Raw genomic sequence first — 20,921 nt, 5'->3', positions numbered from 1 at the left:
GACATTTAATATGAAAACTTGAGTAGGCCCGGCGAAAAGCGAAACATAATTTCATGAACACTCTTCTCATAATACTGATTAGACAACGGGCTTTCGGGTGTTTTTGAGTTAAAAATATATCCTATCCGAATTGATTTTGTCAATTGATATTCTGCCAGAGCCTGCAAATAATTTGTCTGAATAACCCCAGGACTGTTACTGCGATAGGAGGCCCCAAGTCCAAATTCTTCGCCAAACCAGATTCGGGCGTTTATGTCGATACCCAATGGCCGATCTTCAATTTTGGATACAAGAATAGATGGAATCAGTACGGTTCCTTCGTCAATGCTGATTTTCGTACCCACATTCACCATAATCGGCCGAACGGCGGGATAAATTGTCTGTCCTGCCAGATTTACTCCCTTCGACACGATTTCGGGCATCGAAATCCCGCCAAAAAAGTGTTCAGCCTGATAATAAATCCCAACACCAAAGCTTCCAACAGCCCGGTTCAGGCTCGATGCGCTGGTGAAATCATAGACCGGTAACACGTTGACACCACCCTGCACACCGATCGATAGCTTAGCCAGGGCGGGCAAATTAAATCGATACGCCACACTACCATATACACCAGTAGCGGCCAACACGCCCATACGATCGTTCAGGGCCTGAAAACCCAAACCAATCCGGCCATTGTCTATGGCTCCATCGCCCGAAACACTCTGCGTTATCGGTGCATTACGGGCAGTTATCCATTTACGTCGTAGAAAAGCCGACAAATGAAACGACTCGCGACTACCCGCATAAGCCGGATTGATACTTAATGGGTTGACCAGGTATTGCGAGTAAAGTACTTCGCGTTGCGCCAGAGCAGGACGAGCCGTAACTAGTACAACAAAGCAAAAAAGCAGAAAAAGGGGATTTTTACGGATAAAAACAGACATAGGTTGTTGAGGAATAGGAACCCAAATTGCGGGGTTTTGTGCTAAAAACCTAATCGGACCTTTGATTAACGATCAACCCCGCTCGACTACCGGGCGGGGTTGATTGCTTAGGCCATACAGGTATGAATATGATGTTCAGCGATACTCTTTTAATGGTAGATTGCCCCTGTCCTGCTAACACAGATCAAGCCATTACTACTCCAGCGTCAGAATCTTGATTTCTGTCCGACGGTTCTGCTGGTGTACTTCTTCAGGACAGTTGACGCCATCTTTGCACTTGTTCAGTAACAGGCTTTCTCCATACCCTTTGGCAACCATTCGCTTAGCCGAAATACCTTTTTTCTTCAGGTAAGCTACGGCAGCTTTGGCGCGGTTACTCGATAATGTTTTGTTATATGTGGAAGTAGCCCGGCTATCGGTATGCGACCGCATTTCGATTTTCATTGTCGGGTATTTGGCCATCAGGGCTACCACTTTATCGAGTTCGAGGGCTGCATCAGGACGGATGGTTGCTTTATTGAGGTCATAATAAATGTTATCAATTTTAATAACATCGCCTTTCTTGAACATCGTCAGATCGGGCGATCCTGAACCGTCTTTAGTAATCCTGCCACCATTGGTTCCCATATTGTCTTTCATGGCTTCGAGCGAGTAATCGCAACCGGACTGTACCATAAACTCGTAGCTACCATCTGCCCCAGTCGTGGTTTCCTGCGATGTTCCGTCACATTCATTGACCAATACTACTTTCACACCCGCAATAGGCTTCTTATTGGTCTGGGTCGTTACAACACCACGCAGCTTGCTTGTGGCAGGTTTTGCCTCTTCTTTCGGCTTAGCGAGCGGTATTTCGATACGGGATGGCAAATCGTCGGATAAATCTTTGGTCGAGAATCCGATTTTATTATCAATATAACCCTCACGACTTGCCAGGAATTTAAAATCACTGTCGGCGTCGAGGCAAATCCGCATCAACCCTTCGGCATCCGTTTTGAGTTGCTTGTCGTTCGCTTTGCCTTCACGCTCAACGGCCACCGATGTATTGGCCAATGGCTCTTTCGAGTCAGCATCAAATACACTTACCATCAGTTCACGGCAGGCATACATAGGTCCTTCACGCGTAAAACGATAGACATCATCATCAGCTCCGCCATTTTTGCGATTACTGCTGAAGTACCCGGTTTTGCGTTCAGCATCGGTTACGATGCCGAAATCATCCTGTGGAGAATTTATCGGTTCGCCAACATTCCGAAGGTTTTTGACATGCTGCCCATCGTCAGAAAGCTGAGCATAAAATATATCCAGACCTCCTAATCCGGCCTGCCCATCGGAAGCCAGGTAGAGGTTGCCTTTTTCATCAATGAATGGAAACATTTCATTCCCTTTCGTATTTACATCTTTGCCCAGATTAATGGGTTCCGACCACTTTCCATTCGTCCATTTTGACACGTAAATATCGGTTCCACCAAATCCTCCTGGGCGATCAGATGAAAAGTACAGGAATTGATCATCTGGGGAAAGAGCGGGATGCCCTGTCGAAAATTCGTCGTTATTGAACGGAAGCTCTTCTACTTTACCCCAATAGCCGCTTGTTTGTGTTGATGTATATAATTTAAGTTTGTTAACCCCATCGGTACTTTTACGAGACTTCCCATCATTGAAGTTATTTCGCGTAAAAATTACGCGGCTACCATCTTTAGTAAACGTTGCTGGGCCCTCATGGTATTTTGTGTTCAGAGATCGGCTAAACTGATCGGATTCGCTAACTGCTTCCTCTGAATATCCTAGTCCGGCGTTGATATTATTTCCGCCAAAAAAACCCACCGTCCGTGAGTCGTTGGCCGTTTGTGCGGTATAATCGTCGCTACCGAGTGGCCGGATCAGCATGGTCTTTGGTGCCTTTTTAGCTTTTGGCGTAGACCCCCCCAGACGGGATGCTGTTGAACCCCGAAGGTCTTTGGCTTCTGGCAGATAATACAGATCCAGAAATGGTGTACTATTCCATTTGAATACCCGCTTGATTCCGTTTGGCTCACCTGTCGAAACAAATACCAATCCCCCTTTATAAAGTATTGGACTGAATTCCGCCTTACGCGTATTCAGTTTCAAAAACTCAACTTTATAGCTGTCGGCATTGCTCGTCAATGGAGTTACGTCACGATAAAGCTTCGTGAATTTGGCGCCCCGTTTGTCGTCAGTTTGTACGTTACTGTATTTTTCGTACATCTCCTGCGCTTCGCGGTATTTGCCATTGCTAGCCAGCGCCTGAGCATAATAAAGATAACTTTGGGAATATTCCGGAGGGAGTTCGCCCCCTGCAATTAGATCGCGATAAACTCGTTCAGCATTCTTCGTATCATGAATCTGATGGTAACTATACCCTAATTTCACTTTAGCGGCTCGACGTTCATTTTCCGGTAACGATGCAGTGCCCGTCAGGGCTTGTTCATATAGATTAACGGCCTGAGCATAGGCCAGTTGATCGAACTGGCGATCGGCCTGTTTACTGAGCGACTGTGCGAACACCTGTCCGATAAGCAGCCAGAGCAAACTAAAAAGCGGGCAAATCCGTATCATAATAACAATGGGTCTTTTTAAGGCTGTTACTGGAGCCAGAATAAATTGCTATGTCTTTGTAAACAAGCAAAGAGAACATATCTATTAATAAAGCAAATACTGCGCCGAAATTGACGCTGACCTGTAAAGAGGAGAGACGCAAGCGAAAAGACTTATTGAATCGTCTTCCTTCTTACGTCTCTCCTTAGCTTTATCTTTCTTTATTATCAGAAATACCTGGGCGTGAGGATGCGATTCTTGCCGAAACCAAACTCATACCGCAACATGATCTCATGCGAACTTGGGGCGATGTCCTTGAAATTGTTCATCGTCCGATCATACGCATAGCCGAACCGGAACTGATCCGTCAACTGCACCTCCAGCATCCCGACCAGTGCATCTGTACCCACGGGGCTCCAGTCCGAAAACTGATTCCGTCGGATCGACGCTCCGATCGCGACCCGATCCGCAAACCAGAAGTTGATGTTCCCATCAAAGCCCAGCGGAGCGCCCTCTGCATACTTCACCAGCATCGATGGCTTCATCTTCACCACCGGGCTCAGGCCAACCACAAATCCGGCCGCTAGATACGCATGACGACGTTGCGTCGAGATCACGTTTCCTACATTGTACTCCGTTAGCTTGTTCTTGATCAGGCGGGGCACCGATAAACTGATATACGACCGGTCATTGCTCAGGTAAATCCCGGTACCGAAATTGGGCAGGATCTTCGAAATGTTGTTGGCAAAAGCCGGGTCCAACTGACCCGACCCGTCTGGAGTCGTCTTGATATCGGCCAGGTTCACATTGTAACTGGCCGCGCCAGCCTGTAAACCCAATGCCAGCGTACTCTTGGCGCCCACTTTGATTCGGAACGCATACGAGGCAAAACCGCCCGCTTCCGAGACCGCCCCATACTTATCCCCGTACAACTGTAGACCGACGCCTACCCGCTCCCGGTTTAGTGGCATATCCATCGTAAAGGTCGCCGTTTGCGGTGCTCCCTCCACCCCTGTCCACTGGTTGCGGTACAGGGCAGACATGCTCAGGACATCCCGACTGCCTGCATAGGCTGGGTTCAAAGCCATCATGTTGAACATGTACTGCGAGAACATCTTGTCCTGCTGAGCCTGGGCCGGCTTGCTGCCGATCCCAAGGATCAGCAGCAGCCCTACCGCCCACTTTTTTGTTGAAAACTGATTTGCCATCGGTCTTAGCGGTTAATCATCATGTAGCGTACAAACCGGCGACCGTCGCTGGTTCGGATCACGTAGTAGTAGGTGCCATCGGGCAGTCCATCAGCATCCGATCCCACCGTTACACCGGTATTCGGCTTGCCATTCCAATCGTTGTGGTAGTCTTCGTTCTTGTAAACCATATTCCCCCAGCGGTTGTAGACTTCCAGACTTACCGTGACTCCCGCTAGCCCCCGGATCACGAACAGGTCGTTGATGCCATCGCCATTTGGTGAGAAGCCTTCCGGAATGAAGACGCTCTGGTCGGTGGGTGGCAGGTTGAGCGGAGTGGCTTCACGTTCGTTGTCATCGGTCGGATTACCATTGCCATTGAGGTCGGCGATGAGCCCATTGGTGGACACATCGGTAACGACTCCAGTTGGCGAGTTGGCCTGAGCGAAAGCCGAGTTGAGGAACGTAGTCGTGCTGCCATTCGTAGCCACATTGATAACCACCAGGATGGTATCGATCTGACCCGGTAGCAGCGTGCTGGTGCTGTCGCCGATGACGATGAGCGATTCGGCGTTTCCATCGAAGTTAGGATTGAGCTTCAGTGTGCTACCCGTAGAGGTTGTAATTGGGGCTTTGACCACCGAGTACCTCGATCCTGTCTGACTGTTGAAAACTTTCGACAGTGAATCGCTCACGCTGACACTCCTAAGGATTGTGGTCCCGAAGTTCTGAACAACGATCTGATAGGTGACGTTGTAACTTCCATCAGGTTGGCGAGTGGTATCAGCCACAGCCATGGCAACGCCAATGTAGGATGCTCCGGAGAGACCGTTCAGTGAAACTGGTGTCGGCTCATTGTTATTGCGCGGATCCAGATCATTATCGGGGTCTTCGTTTATACCAGCCGTCGACGTATCTGCTATAACTACATTATCAGGGCTCAAAGCGGTTGCATAAGCCGTGTTATAGAACGTCAACGAATCCGCATTCTTCGCATTCACCCGAACCGTAAAGACCAGATTGCGAGTAGCGCCAACAGGCAATGTACTCAAGGAGTCGACCAGCATGTTTGTGATCAGTCCCTGGCCCGTGTAGAGCGAATCGGCGGTCAGGCCTGAATCAGCAGTTACCTGAATCCGATCATCCACAATCAAGGCACCGTGGCCGAAGGTTTGGGAGAGGTTATCCACCACCTGTACGTTCGTTAGTGGTACCATACCCAGGTTGCTCAGCTTAATGGTGTAAGTAACATCATAAATACCAGTTTGCAATAGAGCAGGTTTCCCGACCGACTTGGCAACACCTAACAGTGCCGTCGGTAGATCGAAACGAACACCGGTGGCCGTAGCCCCCGCAGGTTTGGGGTCCAAGCCATTATTCGATATATCGGTCACGGTCTGAGTTGTATCAGCGGTGTGTCCTTCACCTGTAATGGTCGAGTAGAACGGCCCTTTATTACCATTCGTTTTCACATTAACCGTTATTAAAACGGTATCCTGTTCGCTTACATTCAGATAGCTTGCATCGGTCAGTAAGTTTGGCTCGGTGTTACCATTGAAAGCAGCATTTGCGACCAGATGGCTACCGGCACCGACGACTGGCGATCCAACTACGGAGAACGAAGTAGGAGCCGGGAAAGCTTTCGCCAGGCTATCGGTTAGACTTATGCCATAGAGGGCTACATCACCGAAGTTCTTCACGGTTGCTTTGTACGTAACATTATAGCTACTATCGGGCTGCAACTCAATTTTAACGACCGCCAGTGCAACACCGATGCTCGGTCCACTTGTCTGGGGTGCGCCCAGCGTAAATGTAGAGAAGCCTGCGTTGTTAGTCGGGTCGCCATCGTTGTCCGGATCCACATCACCACCGTCAACAGAAACGTCTTCGACCTTAGTACCGTTACTCAGCGCCGATATCGCAGCAATGTTGCTGAACGTTTTTGTGGAGTCCCCTGAAGCGCGCTTCACCGTCACATCCAGGAAGAACGTTTGTGAGCGTCCTGGCGCTATGTAGCTGCTTGTCGAGTCGAATAGATTCGTATTGGCACCTGTTCCGGTAAAGGCTGGGTTATAGGCCAGACTAAAGTCCGCACTCGTCGTGCTAACCGTTGCTGCTTCGATCTGATTCGGAGCGAAAGCGTGTGCCAGATCATCCTTCACCTGAACACCTTTGAGCGTATCATCCCCGAAGTTGGTGACCACAAACCCATAGCGAATATTGATCAGCGAGTCACCCACAGCAGTCGGAGTGCCAACAACTGCTTTGGCCAGCCCAACAATACCTGTTTTAGCCGCTGACGTATCTTTTACGGTTACGCTTGAGCTATTGTTGGTCAGATCGGTGTCCACATTATCCAGATAGGTAATCTGTGCCGTATTCACCACTTCGCCTTTGGTTAACAAACGAGCTGTGAATACAATCGATTCGCTTTTGCCCACTGGCAAGCTGTCGATTCGTTTGGTCAGCACTCCGTACGAGACCGAAGACTTCGGTGTGAGTACCGAAACCAGTTCCAGCCCTTTAGGCAGCACATCCCGTACATCCACGTTGTGGGCAGTGTACTTACCCTGATTGCTTACCGTCAGCGTATAGGTTACCAGTTCTCCGCGTTTCACTACCGACTTGTCGGCTGTTTTGGCCATCACCACATCGGCCGTCAGTGTATCAGCTGCACAGTTGAAGACTTTCACTTCAATCTTGGCGGGTGCACTCAAACAACCTGTGGGCCCTTTAGCCACCACCCAGTAAGTCCCTTCGCAAACCGAATCCGGGCGAATCACGATGTTGGCAGTGTTGCATTCGCAAATCCGGTAGCCATACGAATAGCCAGCGATAGTTGAAGACAGGGCTTTGGTCAAGTCTACAATTTTCGCGGGGCAACTGTTGCGCAGATTCGACACCAGCGGAGGCAGAACCGGATCGGCCACATTTACCGTGACATTATTTGATTTTACGGAACTACACCCTTTTGGATCCAGCACCTGTACATTGTACACGCCACTGGCTTGCACTACAATGGTTTGGGTAGTGGCTTTGTTGTTCCACAAATAACCAGCCGCGCCATCGGGTGCTTTCAACCGTACCGAGTCTCCGTAACATAAGCTGGTAGACCCAAGGATTGAAATAGTCGGGATAGTTTTGCTTCCCTCGATAGTCAGAATCATATCGTCGGTCGCTACCGGACAACTGGCATTGTTGGTACTCACCGACAATGTCAGTGTCACCTTGCCAGCCAGGATATCCTCCGCACTGGCCCTATAAACTGCATTCAACAGGAAGGCATTATCAAACGTACCATTGCCGCTGGTAGTCCAGTGGGCGGTTTTACCCGACCCTCCCAGCACACCTGCTAATTGGTAGGTCTTGGCCGCACAGATGCCCGCATCTTTTCCTGCATTGGCCGTCGCCGGATTCCGCTCATCGCAAGGTAGCTGTGCTTCGCAACCAGTGATCTGTACATGAACCGCCACCGGCAGACTCACACAACCACTCACCGTTCTCTCGACTATATAGTACGTCCCAGTGCCGACCACTGAAGGATTGGCTACTTTCGAGGCTGCACTTAGGGTCGCATCTGTATAGTACTCAAAGACGCCCCCAGAGGTCGAAACCGTACTGCTCACCGCCGTGCTCAGATCCACCGTATTGAAGGGACAACTGTTTAGCTTGTCTACCACCACAGGCGAAGCCACTTTGGGCAATACCGTAACTACCACTGCATTCGATGCCGCACTCTTACACTGAGCCGAGCTATTGCAACTGGCCGTGTAAGTCGCACTGGTTGTCAGCGAGACCGTGATCGATTGACCCACCTGATCATTCGACCAGGTTACATAGCTGTTGTCGGGGCAACCCTGGGCCACCAGCGTCACTGGCGAGCCGAAGCAGGCCGTCGTGCTGGTCGAACCGCCAGCCACCGAAACCGTGGGAGCTGCGGGAGTTCCGACCGTAATCGTGTTGAAGGCTGACCACTCACTGGCACATTGACCCACCACACATTTTACTCGATACTGTACCGTTTGGGTAGGTGTGACTGTCAGTACACTGCCCGTGGTACTGGCCGGATCCGACCAGACATAGGTACCTCCAGCGCAGCCGATAGCCGTCAGCGAGACGGTTTCACTAGTGCAGATGACGGGTTTATCAACTGCGATGGCTGGAATGGCTGGTGTACCCAGCTTCAGCACCAGGGGTTGAGATACCCCACTCGAGCAACCATCCACTGTACAGATGGCCGTTATCGATAGATCACTGTTGAGCACTTTGACGATACTCGCTCCTATCGATTGGTCACTCCAGGTCACGACACCATTCGTACAACCCTGGGCTGTCAGCGTCACACTGGAGCCTGCACAGACGGTTGGGGAAGAGCCTGCGCTCAGCGTTGGCGGAGCCACCACCCGTACACTAACCTTCGCTCCTATTAGATCCAGATCCGCACATACATGCTGGTCGGTGATCAACTTGAGCACATCGGCACTCGTGGTAATGCCCGGTTTGACAGCCGACAGATTCAGGTAGTTCTTATCGCCTACGGTTGCGTTATAAACCAGCGTATTGATGGTGTATTCAGCACCCACCGCTGACAGGCTAAAGCTAGGAGTGGCACTGGTTTGTTCGACAACCAGACCCGCTCCCTGAGTCAGCAGATACAGTACCGAGTAGCCCGCTGGCTGAACCAAACCACCATTGGGTGTAGCCGCCACAATTACACTCGTACTCGTTCCTACGCAAACCGTTGGGCTCACAGGAACCAGCGTACCGGCTTTGGCCACACAATCACCTTTGTTGATGATGATGGCATTGGACGGAGTACTCAGGCAGTCATGGAATTTGCATTGGGCATAGTAGGTCTGGGCTCCGTCAGGCTGGACTACCAGTACCGCCCCCCGGTTATTGCCCGTAGCGTCCATAGCCGACCAGATCACCTCACCAATACAGCCTGTCGCCGTAAGAGAGATAGTTCCACCCGGCTCCACGGCGGTGGCCGAGGCTACAATGGTGGGAGCGCCGACTGGCATAACGGTAATCGTATAGGCATCTGATGCTTCACTGGGACAAGCTCCCTGCTGGCAGTAGACGGTATAGGAAGTGGTCACGCTTGGGGCCACAACGATGCTGGCAGTTGTCTCCTGGGTGCTCCAGTGAGGGGTACCGACGCAGTTTTTGACATTAAGTTTGACGGTTTCGCCGGGGCAGATCGTATCGGCACTACACACACAACGGACAATGGTCGGTTTGGATGTGGGTGTCACATTGATATTGATCACGTTCGACTGACCGCTGGCGCAGAGCGTGCTATTAGCGGGCCGACATATGGCGTAGAACGACTTATTAGTTGGCGTAGCAGTTACCGTTATTACGGCTCCTCTCTGATTATCGGACCAGATGATGTCGCCCGTACAACCGGTAGCGGTTAGTGAAACGACCGCACTGCTACAGACCGATAGACTTGACGCGGTCACAATTGGCGCTGCAAGACCCGATGTAGACACAGTAACACGTACTTTGTTTGATGGATCGCTGGTACAATTGCCAACTTTGCAAGTAGCATAGTAGTCTCTGGATTCACCAGGCACGACCTGGATGATCGGACCAACTTTATCCAGACCCACCCATTGTACTGTTCCGTTACAGCCCGTAGCCGTTAGCGAGATCACCTGACCACTACAGACCGACAGACTCGAAGCCTTCACAATCGGAACCGAGGGTGATACAACCGTCACCGGCAACGAAGCCGATGGGTCACTGATGCAATTCTCGCCCGTTTTGCACTGGGCAAAATAGCTCGTACTAGCTGATGGGTAGACCGAAATGCTGCTTCCCACCTGTTTATCACTCCATACGACAGTGCCTGTACAGCCGTAAGCTGTCAGTACCACTTTGGCGTTGGCACAGACCGAATCCACATCCGCACTGATGGCTGGAATCGTCGGTGCGACTAGTTGAATCACGGTAGGCTGCGAGGTTTTACTTGCGCAACTACCTGTATTACAGTAAACTGTGAAGATTTTATTACCTACTGTTGGCGTGACAACAATGCTGCTTGTGGTAGCCGTTGTGCTACTCCACTGTGGCGTTCCCAGACAGTTGTTGATCGTCAGTGTGACGTTGCTGCCTGGACAAACCGCCGTTGCACTGCTAACGATGCTCGGTGTCGGCACGTCTGTTGCAATATCAATGGTTTTAGCGGCTGGTTTGCTCAGACAGGTACCAATGATGCAGGTAGCTGTATAGGTGGTTTTGGTCATCGGATTGACCACGATAGAAGCACCGGTTTGGGGGCCTTCTGACCATTCTACGATACCACCGGCACAGCCCGATGCAGTCAGGGTGACCGAAGTACCAGGGCAGACGGTTGTGGCACTGGCCACAATTGTCGGTGGCTGCGGATCACGAACTGTAATGGTGACCAGGTTGGAAACTCCGCTCGTGCAGCTAGTGCCAGAAATGCAGCTGGCTGTGTAGGTTGCTGTTACTTCAGGCTTGACTGATACTGAGAGCCCTCGCTGACCATCAGACCAGATGACAGTACCGCTCGTACAACCCGTTGCTTTCAGGGTTGCCACATCACCTTTGCAGATTTCGCTAACGGCACATGCAATATAGGGTGGCTCAACAGAGCACGGGTTCATCGGTATGGTCACTGACGATGTATCATTGCCAGGATGGCCAGGATCGTTGTTCGAACCACCGATTATTGCCGTATTCTTAATTGAACCTGTACCCGTTCCAATTATCGTCGCTTCGATAAGCAGATTACGGTTTGAGCCAGTTGTTAAGGTACCGATAGTCCAAACACCAGTAGCAGCACTATATTCTTCTGCTGGAGTCGCGCTGACAAACATCAATGTCGACGGCAATAAATCGGTTACTTTTACTGCAGTACCTGTAATTGGGCCATTGTTGGTAGCGGTTATCGAGTACGTAATTTTCTGTCCTACACTATAGGGACCAGCCGTCACAACTCGCTTAACTACGGCCAGATCGGCCTGACAGGAACCAACCGTTACAGTTACTGATGAGCGCGTAGCGCTAGTACAGTTTTCAGCACTTATGGCTTCGGCATAATAAATATTAACACCCGATTTCGCTGGCTGAACCGTTTGCTTGCCACCGCTCAGCGTCGAGCCGATCAATTTCCCATCCTGGTCATACCAGTTAATTTTGGAACCAGGAGCAAACCCGATCAGCTTAGTCGCGCCACCCTGGCAAATCAGTGTGTCGTCGCAGGCAACACCGGTTGGTGCTTCTGGCCGCTTATTGACTTTCAGGATCAGTGCGCTTGTAGATGCACTACAATCACCTGCACCATCTGGATCGTTGGTCGTGGCCGTAATCAATACTGACCCAGCCGTTATATCGGTAGTTGACGGTGTATACGTGGAAGTCAGACTATTGGGAGCACTAAATGTGCCGGTACCATTTGACGTCCAGGTTACACTCGTAGCCGAACCCGAGATTGTTGCTTTCAATGGAACCGGGTCCACCGAGCAAGTCGCCAGGCCAGGACCAACCTGAACTTCTGCCAGATTCGGACAGTTACAATTTACGACTTCAACTGTCAGTACTGTCGGGCTACTGTAGCAACCTTCTGCTGAGCGGGAAAACAGATAGTATTTACCTGCAGCTACCGCCGTTAGATTCGTCACTCGTGTAGCCTGCGAACGAATTGTACTTGTATACCATTCGTAGGTCAGTGCCGGATTGTTGTTATCAACCGGAACCGTTGCCAGGTTAACCGTTTGTTCAGGACACTTATTTTTAATGGTACTCAGTATTATAGGTGCCTGAATTGTATTTACGGTTATAATTACCGGCTTCCGAGCGCTATAGCAACCATTCACTGTCGCTTCGACATAATAAGTCGTCGTTATCGTCGGTTTCACCGTTACCAGCTGGCCATTATCAACTATGGCAAACGCGGTTCCATCCGTAGGGGTTAAGAACCAGCATATTTTTGCGCCAGGAAGAGACGATGCCGTCAGTTTAATTGAATCGCCATTGCAGAGATTAGCATCATTCGAAGCAATCAGGCTAAAGTTGGTTGGGCACGATGGCGTAAATCCAGCATCCAGTGTTGGGTTGTATTCTCCAGCCGCCAGTATCACCGACTGTGTCTGACCCGTTATCGAGTTAGCATCACTGTCTTTGGTATCATCTCCGCCCTGACTGGCCGAGGTGCTCGCATAACCCGCCGGTGTTACAAAGCTTACTGAGTAAGGAATACCGGGTGTTAAGCCAGTGAAACTATAGATACCACTGGCATCCGTTGTTGTTGACTTAAGTGGATTGTTATTGGCATCCAGCAATACGACGACGACACCCGGGATCGGTGTATCGCCACCATCCTGAATACCGTTTTTATTGTTATCCGCAAATACATAATCACCCAGACTTGCCGTCGATGGAATGAAGCCCGCATCCAGAGAGGTGTTAAACTCCCCAGCCGCCAGCGTCACCGACTGGGTCATCCCTGTAACAATATCAGCATCACTGTCTTTGGTATCATCTCCGCCCTGATTAGCCAGAGTGGCTGTATAACCCGACGGTGTTGTGAAACCCACTGTGTAGGTGGTGCTGCTGCCTGAAGCCAAACCGGTGAAACTGTAAAAACCAGTTACATCAGTGGTCGTCGTCAACGAAGCTACCCCGTTGACATACAAAACCACTTTGACACCCGGAATTGGTGTATCGCCACCATCCTGAATACCGTTTTTATTGTTATCCGCAAATACATAATCACCCAGACTTGCCGTCGATAGTATCAGACCGGCATCAACATTTGGATTATTACGGGCGATATCGGTAACCGGTTTATTCGTGTCAATGGTATAGACACGCGTAAAACCATCTGATCCGGCATCACTATCGAGCGAATCAGTGGGCGTAGAAGCTACATCCTGCTGAGAAAAAGTGAAGTTAGGTTGTACGGCGAATTTGACTTTATACTGACCATCGGTCAGGCTATCAAATAAATACCGGCCACCTCCTGCGGTTATTGTAGAATCTAGTTTGGTAGTTCCGGTAGCGTTGTATAAGTAAACCTTTACACCGTCTATACCGGTCGCTCCATCATTCTGTAATCCGTCTTTGTTCGTATCATTCCACACGTAATTACCCAGACTACCAAATAGCCCCTGAATAACTTCAATGTCACAACAGTTTAGAGCTGGACAGCCATTGATACTTGTCGTGAAACGGTAGGTACCAGGACTCTTAATGGTTAATGAAGAATCAGCGTTAATAACCGCCAAATCGGCTGAAACGGTCGTTACATTCACATTGTTTCGGTACCAGGTAATGTTCTTGTAACCCGATGGAACGGTTACCGTGAATTCATCACCCACATACCAATAGATGGGAACCGAAAAGCAGACTGTACTATAGTCATCTTCACCCAGGCTCTGGTTATTAGGTTGTGAGTCAGCATCCGTTTGATCGGCAGACATAACCTCAGCCGTATTAAACCAAACGCCACGCTCCAGGACTGTTGCCTGAAGCGTAAGAACAGCGGAGTCACCGGGAGCCACAGCACTTAAGTTCCAGAGTCCGGTAGCGGACGTGTAGTTACCTGTGCCACGAACTGTGGTGGCCGAACCTGCAACATACGAAACACCTCCTAGCGGTAACTGGTCCTTCACTACCACATTTGTAGCGGTAGCCGATCCAGCACCATTCCGAACGATAACTGTATAGGAAATAACATCACCCAATGCCGGGTTCTGCTTGCTGATTTTCTTTGAAACGCTCAAATCAATAGTAGCAGGCGCTTGTGCACGGGCTGAGCCAGTAATCAAAAATAGTAACCCCAGTAGAGAAAAGGCAGTTTTCATCAACTGCTTCGACTGTAGCAACGAATGAGTGAAGGCTATAAACGGTAATAGCAACTTTTTCAAGTTGTTTGCCTCTGAAGGGTCAATCTCAGCTGAGTCCAGATTTTGGCCGGTGTCGGGCACCGTTCTGGAGACATTTGCGAGATAAGACTGGTTTAGTAAAGTTCGCTCATTCATTGGTTGTTGTCCTAAAAAAGTGGATGCCTGGTGCAGACAATTCGTTGATTGGCCAGGAGGGCTGGGAAGTCCAGTAAGAGGGATATCAGGTGGTTCGCAGTCAGCGCGAATTGACCTGTTTATTTTCAGATCCTCTCTAGGTGGCATTATAACGGCGGTACCGACAGTAGTAGATTTAGTATCGCCCGTTAAGAGCTTGGTGGGTTTTGCCTGCAAAAGCTGCAGCAAATAGATAATGAGTCGACCTTTCAGTCGAACCATTTGATTCTTCCTGCCGGCAAGACTAATGTCTCGCATAAGAAATAGACCGGCTAGGGCCTTAAGGCAAGTTGTGCTTAGCGTAGAAGTTACTTTCATCTGCAACCTTATTTGGGGCGGTATACTTAATTACAAAAAGACCCCGCCAGCTGGCAATTGTTCAGACAGCCAAACCACTGATAAGTCACGGTTTGCATTCTACTAACAGAGGTTACTTTTTGCTAACTAAGAATCGAACGAAAACTATGCCAAAGCGTAATTTTCTCAGATTTATTCTAAGTGGCAACTATCTAAACCGTTACATACAAACAGTTTAAATAGACAAAATACCTCATCTGGTTACCAATTGTATGACAATTCATTCTCTGGTTCCGTAGACAACTTTAAGGTACTGAGAGTTGTACAGATAGCGAAAACTATGCCAATCATCCGGCAATGAGTCTTATAAATTATTTTATTGATTTTGTTCGCCTATGTGAATACATAAACCCGACAAAGTGGGGTTTTATCTGTTAGACGAAATAGAGAGAGAATATGCCCAAGGCATGCCTGAATCATCTTTATCGAAGAGTCGATAAGTACAGTGATTCAATCGAACAAACATACGTAAGAAATTGCGTATAACAAAGATTCATTCCTGGCTGGAATTTAGTCAAACAAAAAGGCGACTTTGATAGGTCGCCTTTTTGTTTGACTAAATGAATTTATTCTAAAAGTCGTAACCTAATGTTAGATAGGCGATTGGCTTACTTACAACTTTATTTTCCAGACCCCAGCCGTAATCAAATTTAACAAAATAGCCAAATAGCATTGTTCGCGCTCCGGCACCATATCCAATCAGGAAAGGATTTTTGAAATTCGTTACTACAGCCCTGAACGGAATATTACCACCGCCGACTATTTCGGTATTCAAACTATTTTGCTGGCTAAATGGGCCTTTTCCTGACCAGGCCGTTCCAATATCTGTAAAGGCGACTAATTGCAGATTCCGCAAAAAATTCGATGTGATATTACCGCGATATAAATAACGGATCAATGGTAATCGAAGCTCTAAATTAAGCAGCATATGACTGGTGCCCGTTAACTTACCTTGCCGGAATCCACGCAATGGTGCCGCAAAATCCAGGAAAAACACGTTCCGATAATCATACGGGATCTCAACGGGAATTGTGTTTGGAACCAGCAACGGATTGGATGCGATCGGTTCTTTAATAGACGAGTTAGCCCCGATCCAGTTATCCATACCGCCCAATGTGCTTTGTTTGGGAGCAGGACCACCCGACTGACTAAAGGAGAACCGGGCTGCCAATACCAGATCGCGGTGAATTTTCTGATAATGACGCAAATCGATCGATAGCCTTCTGAAACTTTCCGATGAAGACCGCAATCCAGCGTATTCTTCATACTTGACTTTCATTTTGGTTCCGATGGCCATATTCATGCCATTCATTTTCGTATTGTCGAACACGACTTCACCTCGTAAACCAGCATAGTCAGAGACACGATCAGGCTCGCTAAATGACGAAATATCGATTAAACGAGTCGTGGCGTAGAATGGTGAAAGCGTGAATCGGGTTGTCACCGAAATTGGATAGGAGGCCGATAGTGAGACACGGTTATAGCGATACTTCTGGCTTAGGCCGCTGTTGTCGACAAACAGTGTACTCCGGTCTACGCGTGCACCAAAGTCTATAAGATGGGTGAGGTTCGTATATTCGGCAAACAGATCACTATTGCGAAGGGTCGTCGTAATAAACAACCCAGCCCGTAAAACATGATTTTCCAGGAGATCGGTCAGGGTCACGTCCTGCGAGTAACCAAATCCTTTAGCCGAAATCGGATCAATCCGCCAGTTTGAATTAGCATCATTGACCGTAAACATTCCTTTATAGTTAAAAGGCCCCCGAATGGTAATGTTCTCCCGGCGACGGTTTCGGGGCAACGTTGTTGTCAGGGTAGGCGTAGTTCCCCCTATCGAACGGCGTTGGCGATATTCGGTTGCCTTCAGTACTTCCGGATCGAACTGATAATTATCGGTATCGACTTCGCCCGGTTCGAGAGCCAGCTTGCTTTCAGTGCCGGTAACACCGGTTGCAGGTCGTTTTGCTATTGATGTATCGGGTTGCGTGGTATTCGTACGGCCGGGTAGCCCTGCCGAATCAGGTTTAGTGGCTCCGGAACGAACCGCGTTAGCCTTGGCAGGATTTGCCAGTCCAGCATTAATACTGCGCTGTGTTGGAGGAGCCTGAACCGTTTGCGTTAAGTTTAATTGCGACCGGAAACCAATGTATTCTTCTCCATTCTTGAGGCTACTGTAAACAAAGCCCCCGTTTGAAGGATTCAGATCATAAAGCTGGATGCTTTCTGGAAAAGCGGTCAATTGGCCAACCGATCCAGATTCAGTATCGAGCCGGTACAGGTTACGTATTCCGCTGACGTCATTGAGGAAATAAACAACCGTTTCGCTGGCCGGAATTGGCTGTGTAGCATGCGAGAGCGAATCCGTCAGCCGTACCAGCGAAAAATCGCGTGCACCGCCCTCATGCGAGAACAAACTCAACCGATCGGTAATGCTTTTGTAGGAGCCTTTGTCGACGCCAAGCGTATCTAATTTCCGGTTTGAGCTGAAAACAACCTGTCGAGCCGTTCGCCCAACAAATTGAGGATACAGATCATCATACAGATCGTTGGTTATTTGTTGATACGACCCCCGATTAATGCTGTAAATGAATAAATCGTTTTGCCCCTTCCGGTCGGCACTCAGAATCAAGCTACCTCCATCGTCCGACGCATCTACCGAAACAACCTGCGTTAATCCGTTGATCTGGCGCTTAAACTGGCGCTTGGGCCGTTTCTCAAAGTCGCTGAATTGATACATGTTCGTTTTCCCTAGCTCGTCGGTAATAACGATCAGATTATTTCCGCGCTGCCAGGCTACGAGGGGTGTATTGGTCCGGGCTACCTGTCCATCAAGACGGTATCCACCCTGTAACACCGTCGTTTTCTTATGGTTTGTCGTATTGACAACCTCTACATTAAACTTTCCGTCGAAAAGCGTCGTATAGGCAAAATATTGTTTATCGGGGCTTAGTTTCAAACTATTCAGTACCAGCTCATCATCAGACGAACTAAGTTTAACTTGAAAATCATCGGTCCCGGCCTTGTAGGATTGCGCTACTACATTAGCCATAGCGGCATAGTATTCGCGCCACTCGCGCAGAAAGCGGTTGTAGGGTACGCCAAGCGTGCTAGAAATACTACTCTGCTCATTACGAATGATGCGGGTCAGATTCAGAATGTTCGATACATTATCCCGGCCATATTTCTGAACAATATAGTTCCAGATTGAATGTCCAACCCGTTCGGCTTCCACACCCGACAATAAAGACGGTTTTTTGACAGCCTTTGCTATTGACGCATCACGCATATAATCGTCGATCTCCAGACTATAGCCATCAGCAATATAGGAAGCGATGCCAGGCATAAACCAATCGGGCAATGTCAATAAAAGCGAACTCTGAAGTGCGTCTTTCAGGCTACCCCCATAGAGCATGTCATAGACAAATAGCATGGAGATATCATGGACAATCTGCCGACGAAAACTAATCTGATCGCCAGTAAATGCCAGTTCTACGCGCGACTTCGACAGATCAAGTTCCCTGCGGTTCAGGCCGCCCTGTGTATTAAGGCCAATATTGCTCTGAGCCAGCTCCGACGGCGAATTAAATAAGAATATTTTGACCCGGTTATAGGGCGTATATCCTAACAATTCAGTGATCCGATCAAATTCAGATTCAGCATATTGCGCCGTTAGATTCGCAATCTGGCTACCATCCTGATAATAATAGATTTCGAAGTTGGAAGTTCGTATAATCTTCCAGTCAAAACTCCGGTATTGAATCCGGTTTTTACCAAAACGCTCAAGCGCCGGGTAGTTTTGCGCTGTGGCTGCGCTCAATGTTCCCAGCCACAAGCCCATCAGCAGAATGTATTGATTTCGCATACTGATCAACAAAACGTTAGACGTCGGCTAAAAGCCCCGGAATTGAGCCAAAAAAGCTCTCTATTCAAGGCCTGAAATCGAACGCCTTAATTAACGCTATAATAACGAAACATAACGGCTAATATTCGCTTCCGGCTCTAATTCTTCGCCATCTAATAAATGCCGCGCAAATTGCTCAGCCAGATAGGGAGCTAATGAGACCCCTTTGGTGCCCATACCCCCAAAAATACCAACTGCCGGATGCTCTGGATGAATACCCACAAACGGCCGACGGTCTTTAGTTGATGGTCGAATACCAGCCTGTTGTGCAACAACCTGATAAGGAACCTTCAAAACCGCACGAACTTTCGACTCTAAAAACGATCGCCCGTCATCGGTCGTTTGCCAATCCAGGTCATGCCAGGAATAAGTAGCCCCAATCCGAAGCAATCCACTCCGAATTGGCAAAATAAAAACACCCTGATTTACTATCGATGTAATAGGATAATTCTCGACAACCGCTGTCAGAATTTGCCCTTTAACGGGATTATACGGCAGCCAGTCAAATAACAAATTCTCGCGGGCCTGAACGCCGTCACAAAATATGACTTTATTTATTTTGATGCCTTTCCATTCTACACTTTCATCCTTAATTATCAGATCAATAGAAGACACCCGGCCTTCGTAATATTGATTTTTTCGTATAAAATACCCCTTTATAATTCTGGTCAGTTCAGTTAAGTCTACCCATCCCGACTGGGTTACTTCCAAACCCCCGAATGGGTTATTTATATACTGGCTATAGGACTGATTATCAACCAATTTTGAGACATACGATTGAATTTCGGGGTCAGCTGTAATGGCGAGATAATCGGTTTGCTCGGCCAGTGAGCGAAAGGGACGGTAAATATTTTTAGGATGAAAAAAGCGAACAGCGAGTTCCTGTTCAATCTGAGAATAAAACTGATGAAGGAAAGGAAACAACTCATCAGCTTTCCAGGTACGAACCAATTTCCGGCCGGTAAGCGGATTAACGATCCCGGCTGCTACCGCCGAGGCTGATGGAAGCCCAGGATCATCGGCCAGTAATACAGAACAACCACGTTGATCAAGTATCCAGGCCAGCACAGACCCGGCTATCCCCTGCCCTACTATCAAAAAATCGGCAGTCATTCGTGTGTATAATTTGGCAAGTGTAGCAATAGATACGCAATCGGACTCAGGTTATAATCACTCACTAACGAATCTCCCTATTACTGAATAACTAATTACCCTATTACTTTCGTTTTTAACCGATGTATCTCTGCCAGCCGCCGATCTGCCAGTTCAATAACCCAATCGACCTGCTCTTCAATAGTCATGTGCGATGTATCCAGTAGAATGGCATCAGGTGCTTGTACGAGTGGGCTTTCGGAGCGAGTGGTGTCAATTAAATCCCGCTTTTCGATATTTTTAATAATTTCTTCCAGACCGACCAATTCGCCCTTTGCCAACAACTCCTGCTGACGCCGTTTAGCCCGAATATACGTTTCGGCGGTCATGAAAACTTTGATCTCAGCATTCGGGAAAACTTTGGTTCCAATATCCCGGCCATCCATCACAAGTCCTCGCCGACGTCCCATCTTCTGCTGCTGGGCTACCATTGCCCAACGAACTTCGGGGATGGCGCTCACTTCGCTGACCAGATTGGAAATGTACATCTTGCGGATTTCTTCTTCTACATTCAGCCCGTTCAAACAGGTTTCATTCTTACCCGTGCGAGCGTTATGCTTGAATGTAATATGAATGCGGTCAAGAGCAGCTTCAATTTCTTTTTTATTGGAAAACGAAACCCGTTCCTGAAGAAAGAACAGCGTTACAGCACGATACATAGCACCCGTGTCGATGTAACCGTAACCCATTTTGGCGGCTACGGCTTTAGCCGTCGTACTTTTTCCGCAACTGGAATATCCGTCTATGGCAATCACTATCTTCGGCATGAAAGGCTTGGTCCGCCGAA

Annotated in this window: 7 protein-coding genes; all 7 read right to left on the bottom strand. The window is 48.7% G+C overall.

The annotated features are described in order from the left end of the window. Window positions 1–5: 5 nt before the first annotated feature. On the bottom strand, window positions 6–923 hold the full coding sequence (locus GJR95_RS21220; RefSeq protein ID WP_162387765.1) for a PorP/SprF family type IX secretion system membrane protein: 918 nt from the start codon (window positions 921–923) through the stop codon (window positions 6–8). Window positions 924–1,118: 195 nt separating this feature from the next. Next, window positions 1,119–3,500, bottom strand: coding sequence for an OmpA family protein (locus GJR95_RS21215; RefSeq protein WP_162387764.1), 2,382 nt, complete (start codon window positions 3,498–3,500; stop codon window positions 1,119–1,121). A 206-nt stretch (window positions 3,501–3,706) separates the two neighbouring features. Then, entirely contained in the window at window positions 3,707–4,687 is a 981-nt protein-coding gene (locus tag GJR95_RS21210; RefSeq protein WP_162387763.1) for a PorP/SprF family type IX secretion system membrane protein, read from the bottom strand. 5 nt (window positions 4,688–4,692) lie between these two features. Beyond that, window positions 4,693–14,682, bottom strand: a complete 9,990-nt coding sequence (locus tag GJR95_RS21205; RefSeq protein ID WP_232540813.1) for an SdrD B-like domain-containing protein — start codon at window positions 14,680–14,682, stop codon at window positions 4,693–4,695. A 967-nt stretch (window positions 14,683–15,649) separates the two neighbouring features. Beyond that, complete coding sequence (locus tag GJR95_RS21200; protein WP_162387762.1) at window positions 15,650–18,943, bottom strand: hypothetical protein; 3,294 nt, start codon at window positions 18,941–18,943, stop codon at window positions 15,650–15,652. 96 nt (window positions 18,944–19,039) lie between these two features. Next, window positions 19,040–20,095 (bottom strand): NAD(P)/FAD-dependent oxidoreductase, encoded by a 1,056-nt coding sequence (locus GJR95_RS21195; protein ID WP_162387761.1) that lies wholly within the window; start codon window positions 20,093–20,095, stop codon window positions 19,040–19,042. A 95-nt stretch (window positions 20,096–20,190) separates the two neighbouring features. Beyond that, window positions 20,191–20,901 carry a (d)CMP kinase gene (cmk, locus tag GJR95_RS21190; RefSeq protein WP_162387760.1) on the bottom strand — a complete coding sequence of 237 codons (711 nt, stop codon included), beginning with the start codon at window positions 20,899–20,901 and terminating at the stop codon, window positions 20,191–20,193. Between the last annotated feature and the right edge of the window lie 20 nt (window positions 20,902–20,921).

It is taken from the genome of Spirosoma endbachense (assembly GCF_010233585.1).
Lineage (GTDB): Bacteria > Bacteroidota > Bacteroidia > Cytophagales > Spirosomataceae > Spirosoma > Spirosoma endbachense.
Note: the sequence above shows the minus strand (reverse complement) of the source record. Positions and strands in the feature narration are given on the sequence as shown.

What these genes read in the sequence shown, in the direction of transcription:
- GJR95_RS21220 (WP_162387765.1), bottom strand. Translation starts at nt 923, where the DNA reads ATGTCTGTTTTTATCCGTAAAAATCCCCTTTTTCTGCTTTTTTGCTTT.
- GJR95_RS21210 (WP_162387763.1), bottom strand. Translation starts at nt 4,687, where the DNA reads ATGGCAAATCAGTTTTCAACAAAAAAGTGGGCGGTAGGGCTGCTGCTG.
- cmk (WP_162387760.1), bottom strand. Translation starts at nt 20,901, where the DNA reads ATGCCGAAGATAGTGATTGCCATAGACGGATATTCCAGTTGCGGAAAA.
- GJR95_RS21195 (WP_162387761.1), bottom strand. Translation starts at nt 20,095, where the DNA reads ATGACTGCCGATTTTTTGATAGTAGGGCAGGGGATAGCCGGGTCTGTG.
- GJR95_RS21205 (WP_232540813.1), bottom strand. Translation starts at nt 14,682, where the DNA reads ATGAATGAGCGAACTTTACTAAACCAGTCTTATCTCGCAAATGTCTCC.
- GJR95_RS21200 (WP_162387762.1), bottom strand. Translation starts at nt 18,943, where the DNA reads ATGCGAAATCAATACATTCTGCTGATGGGCTTGTGGCTGGGAACATTG.
- GJR95_RS21215 (WP_162387764.1), bottom strand. Translation starts at nt 3,500, where the DNA reads ATGATACGGATTTGCCCGCTTTTTAGTTTGCTCTGGCTGCTTATCGGA.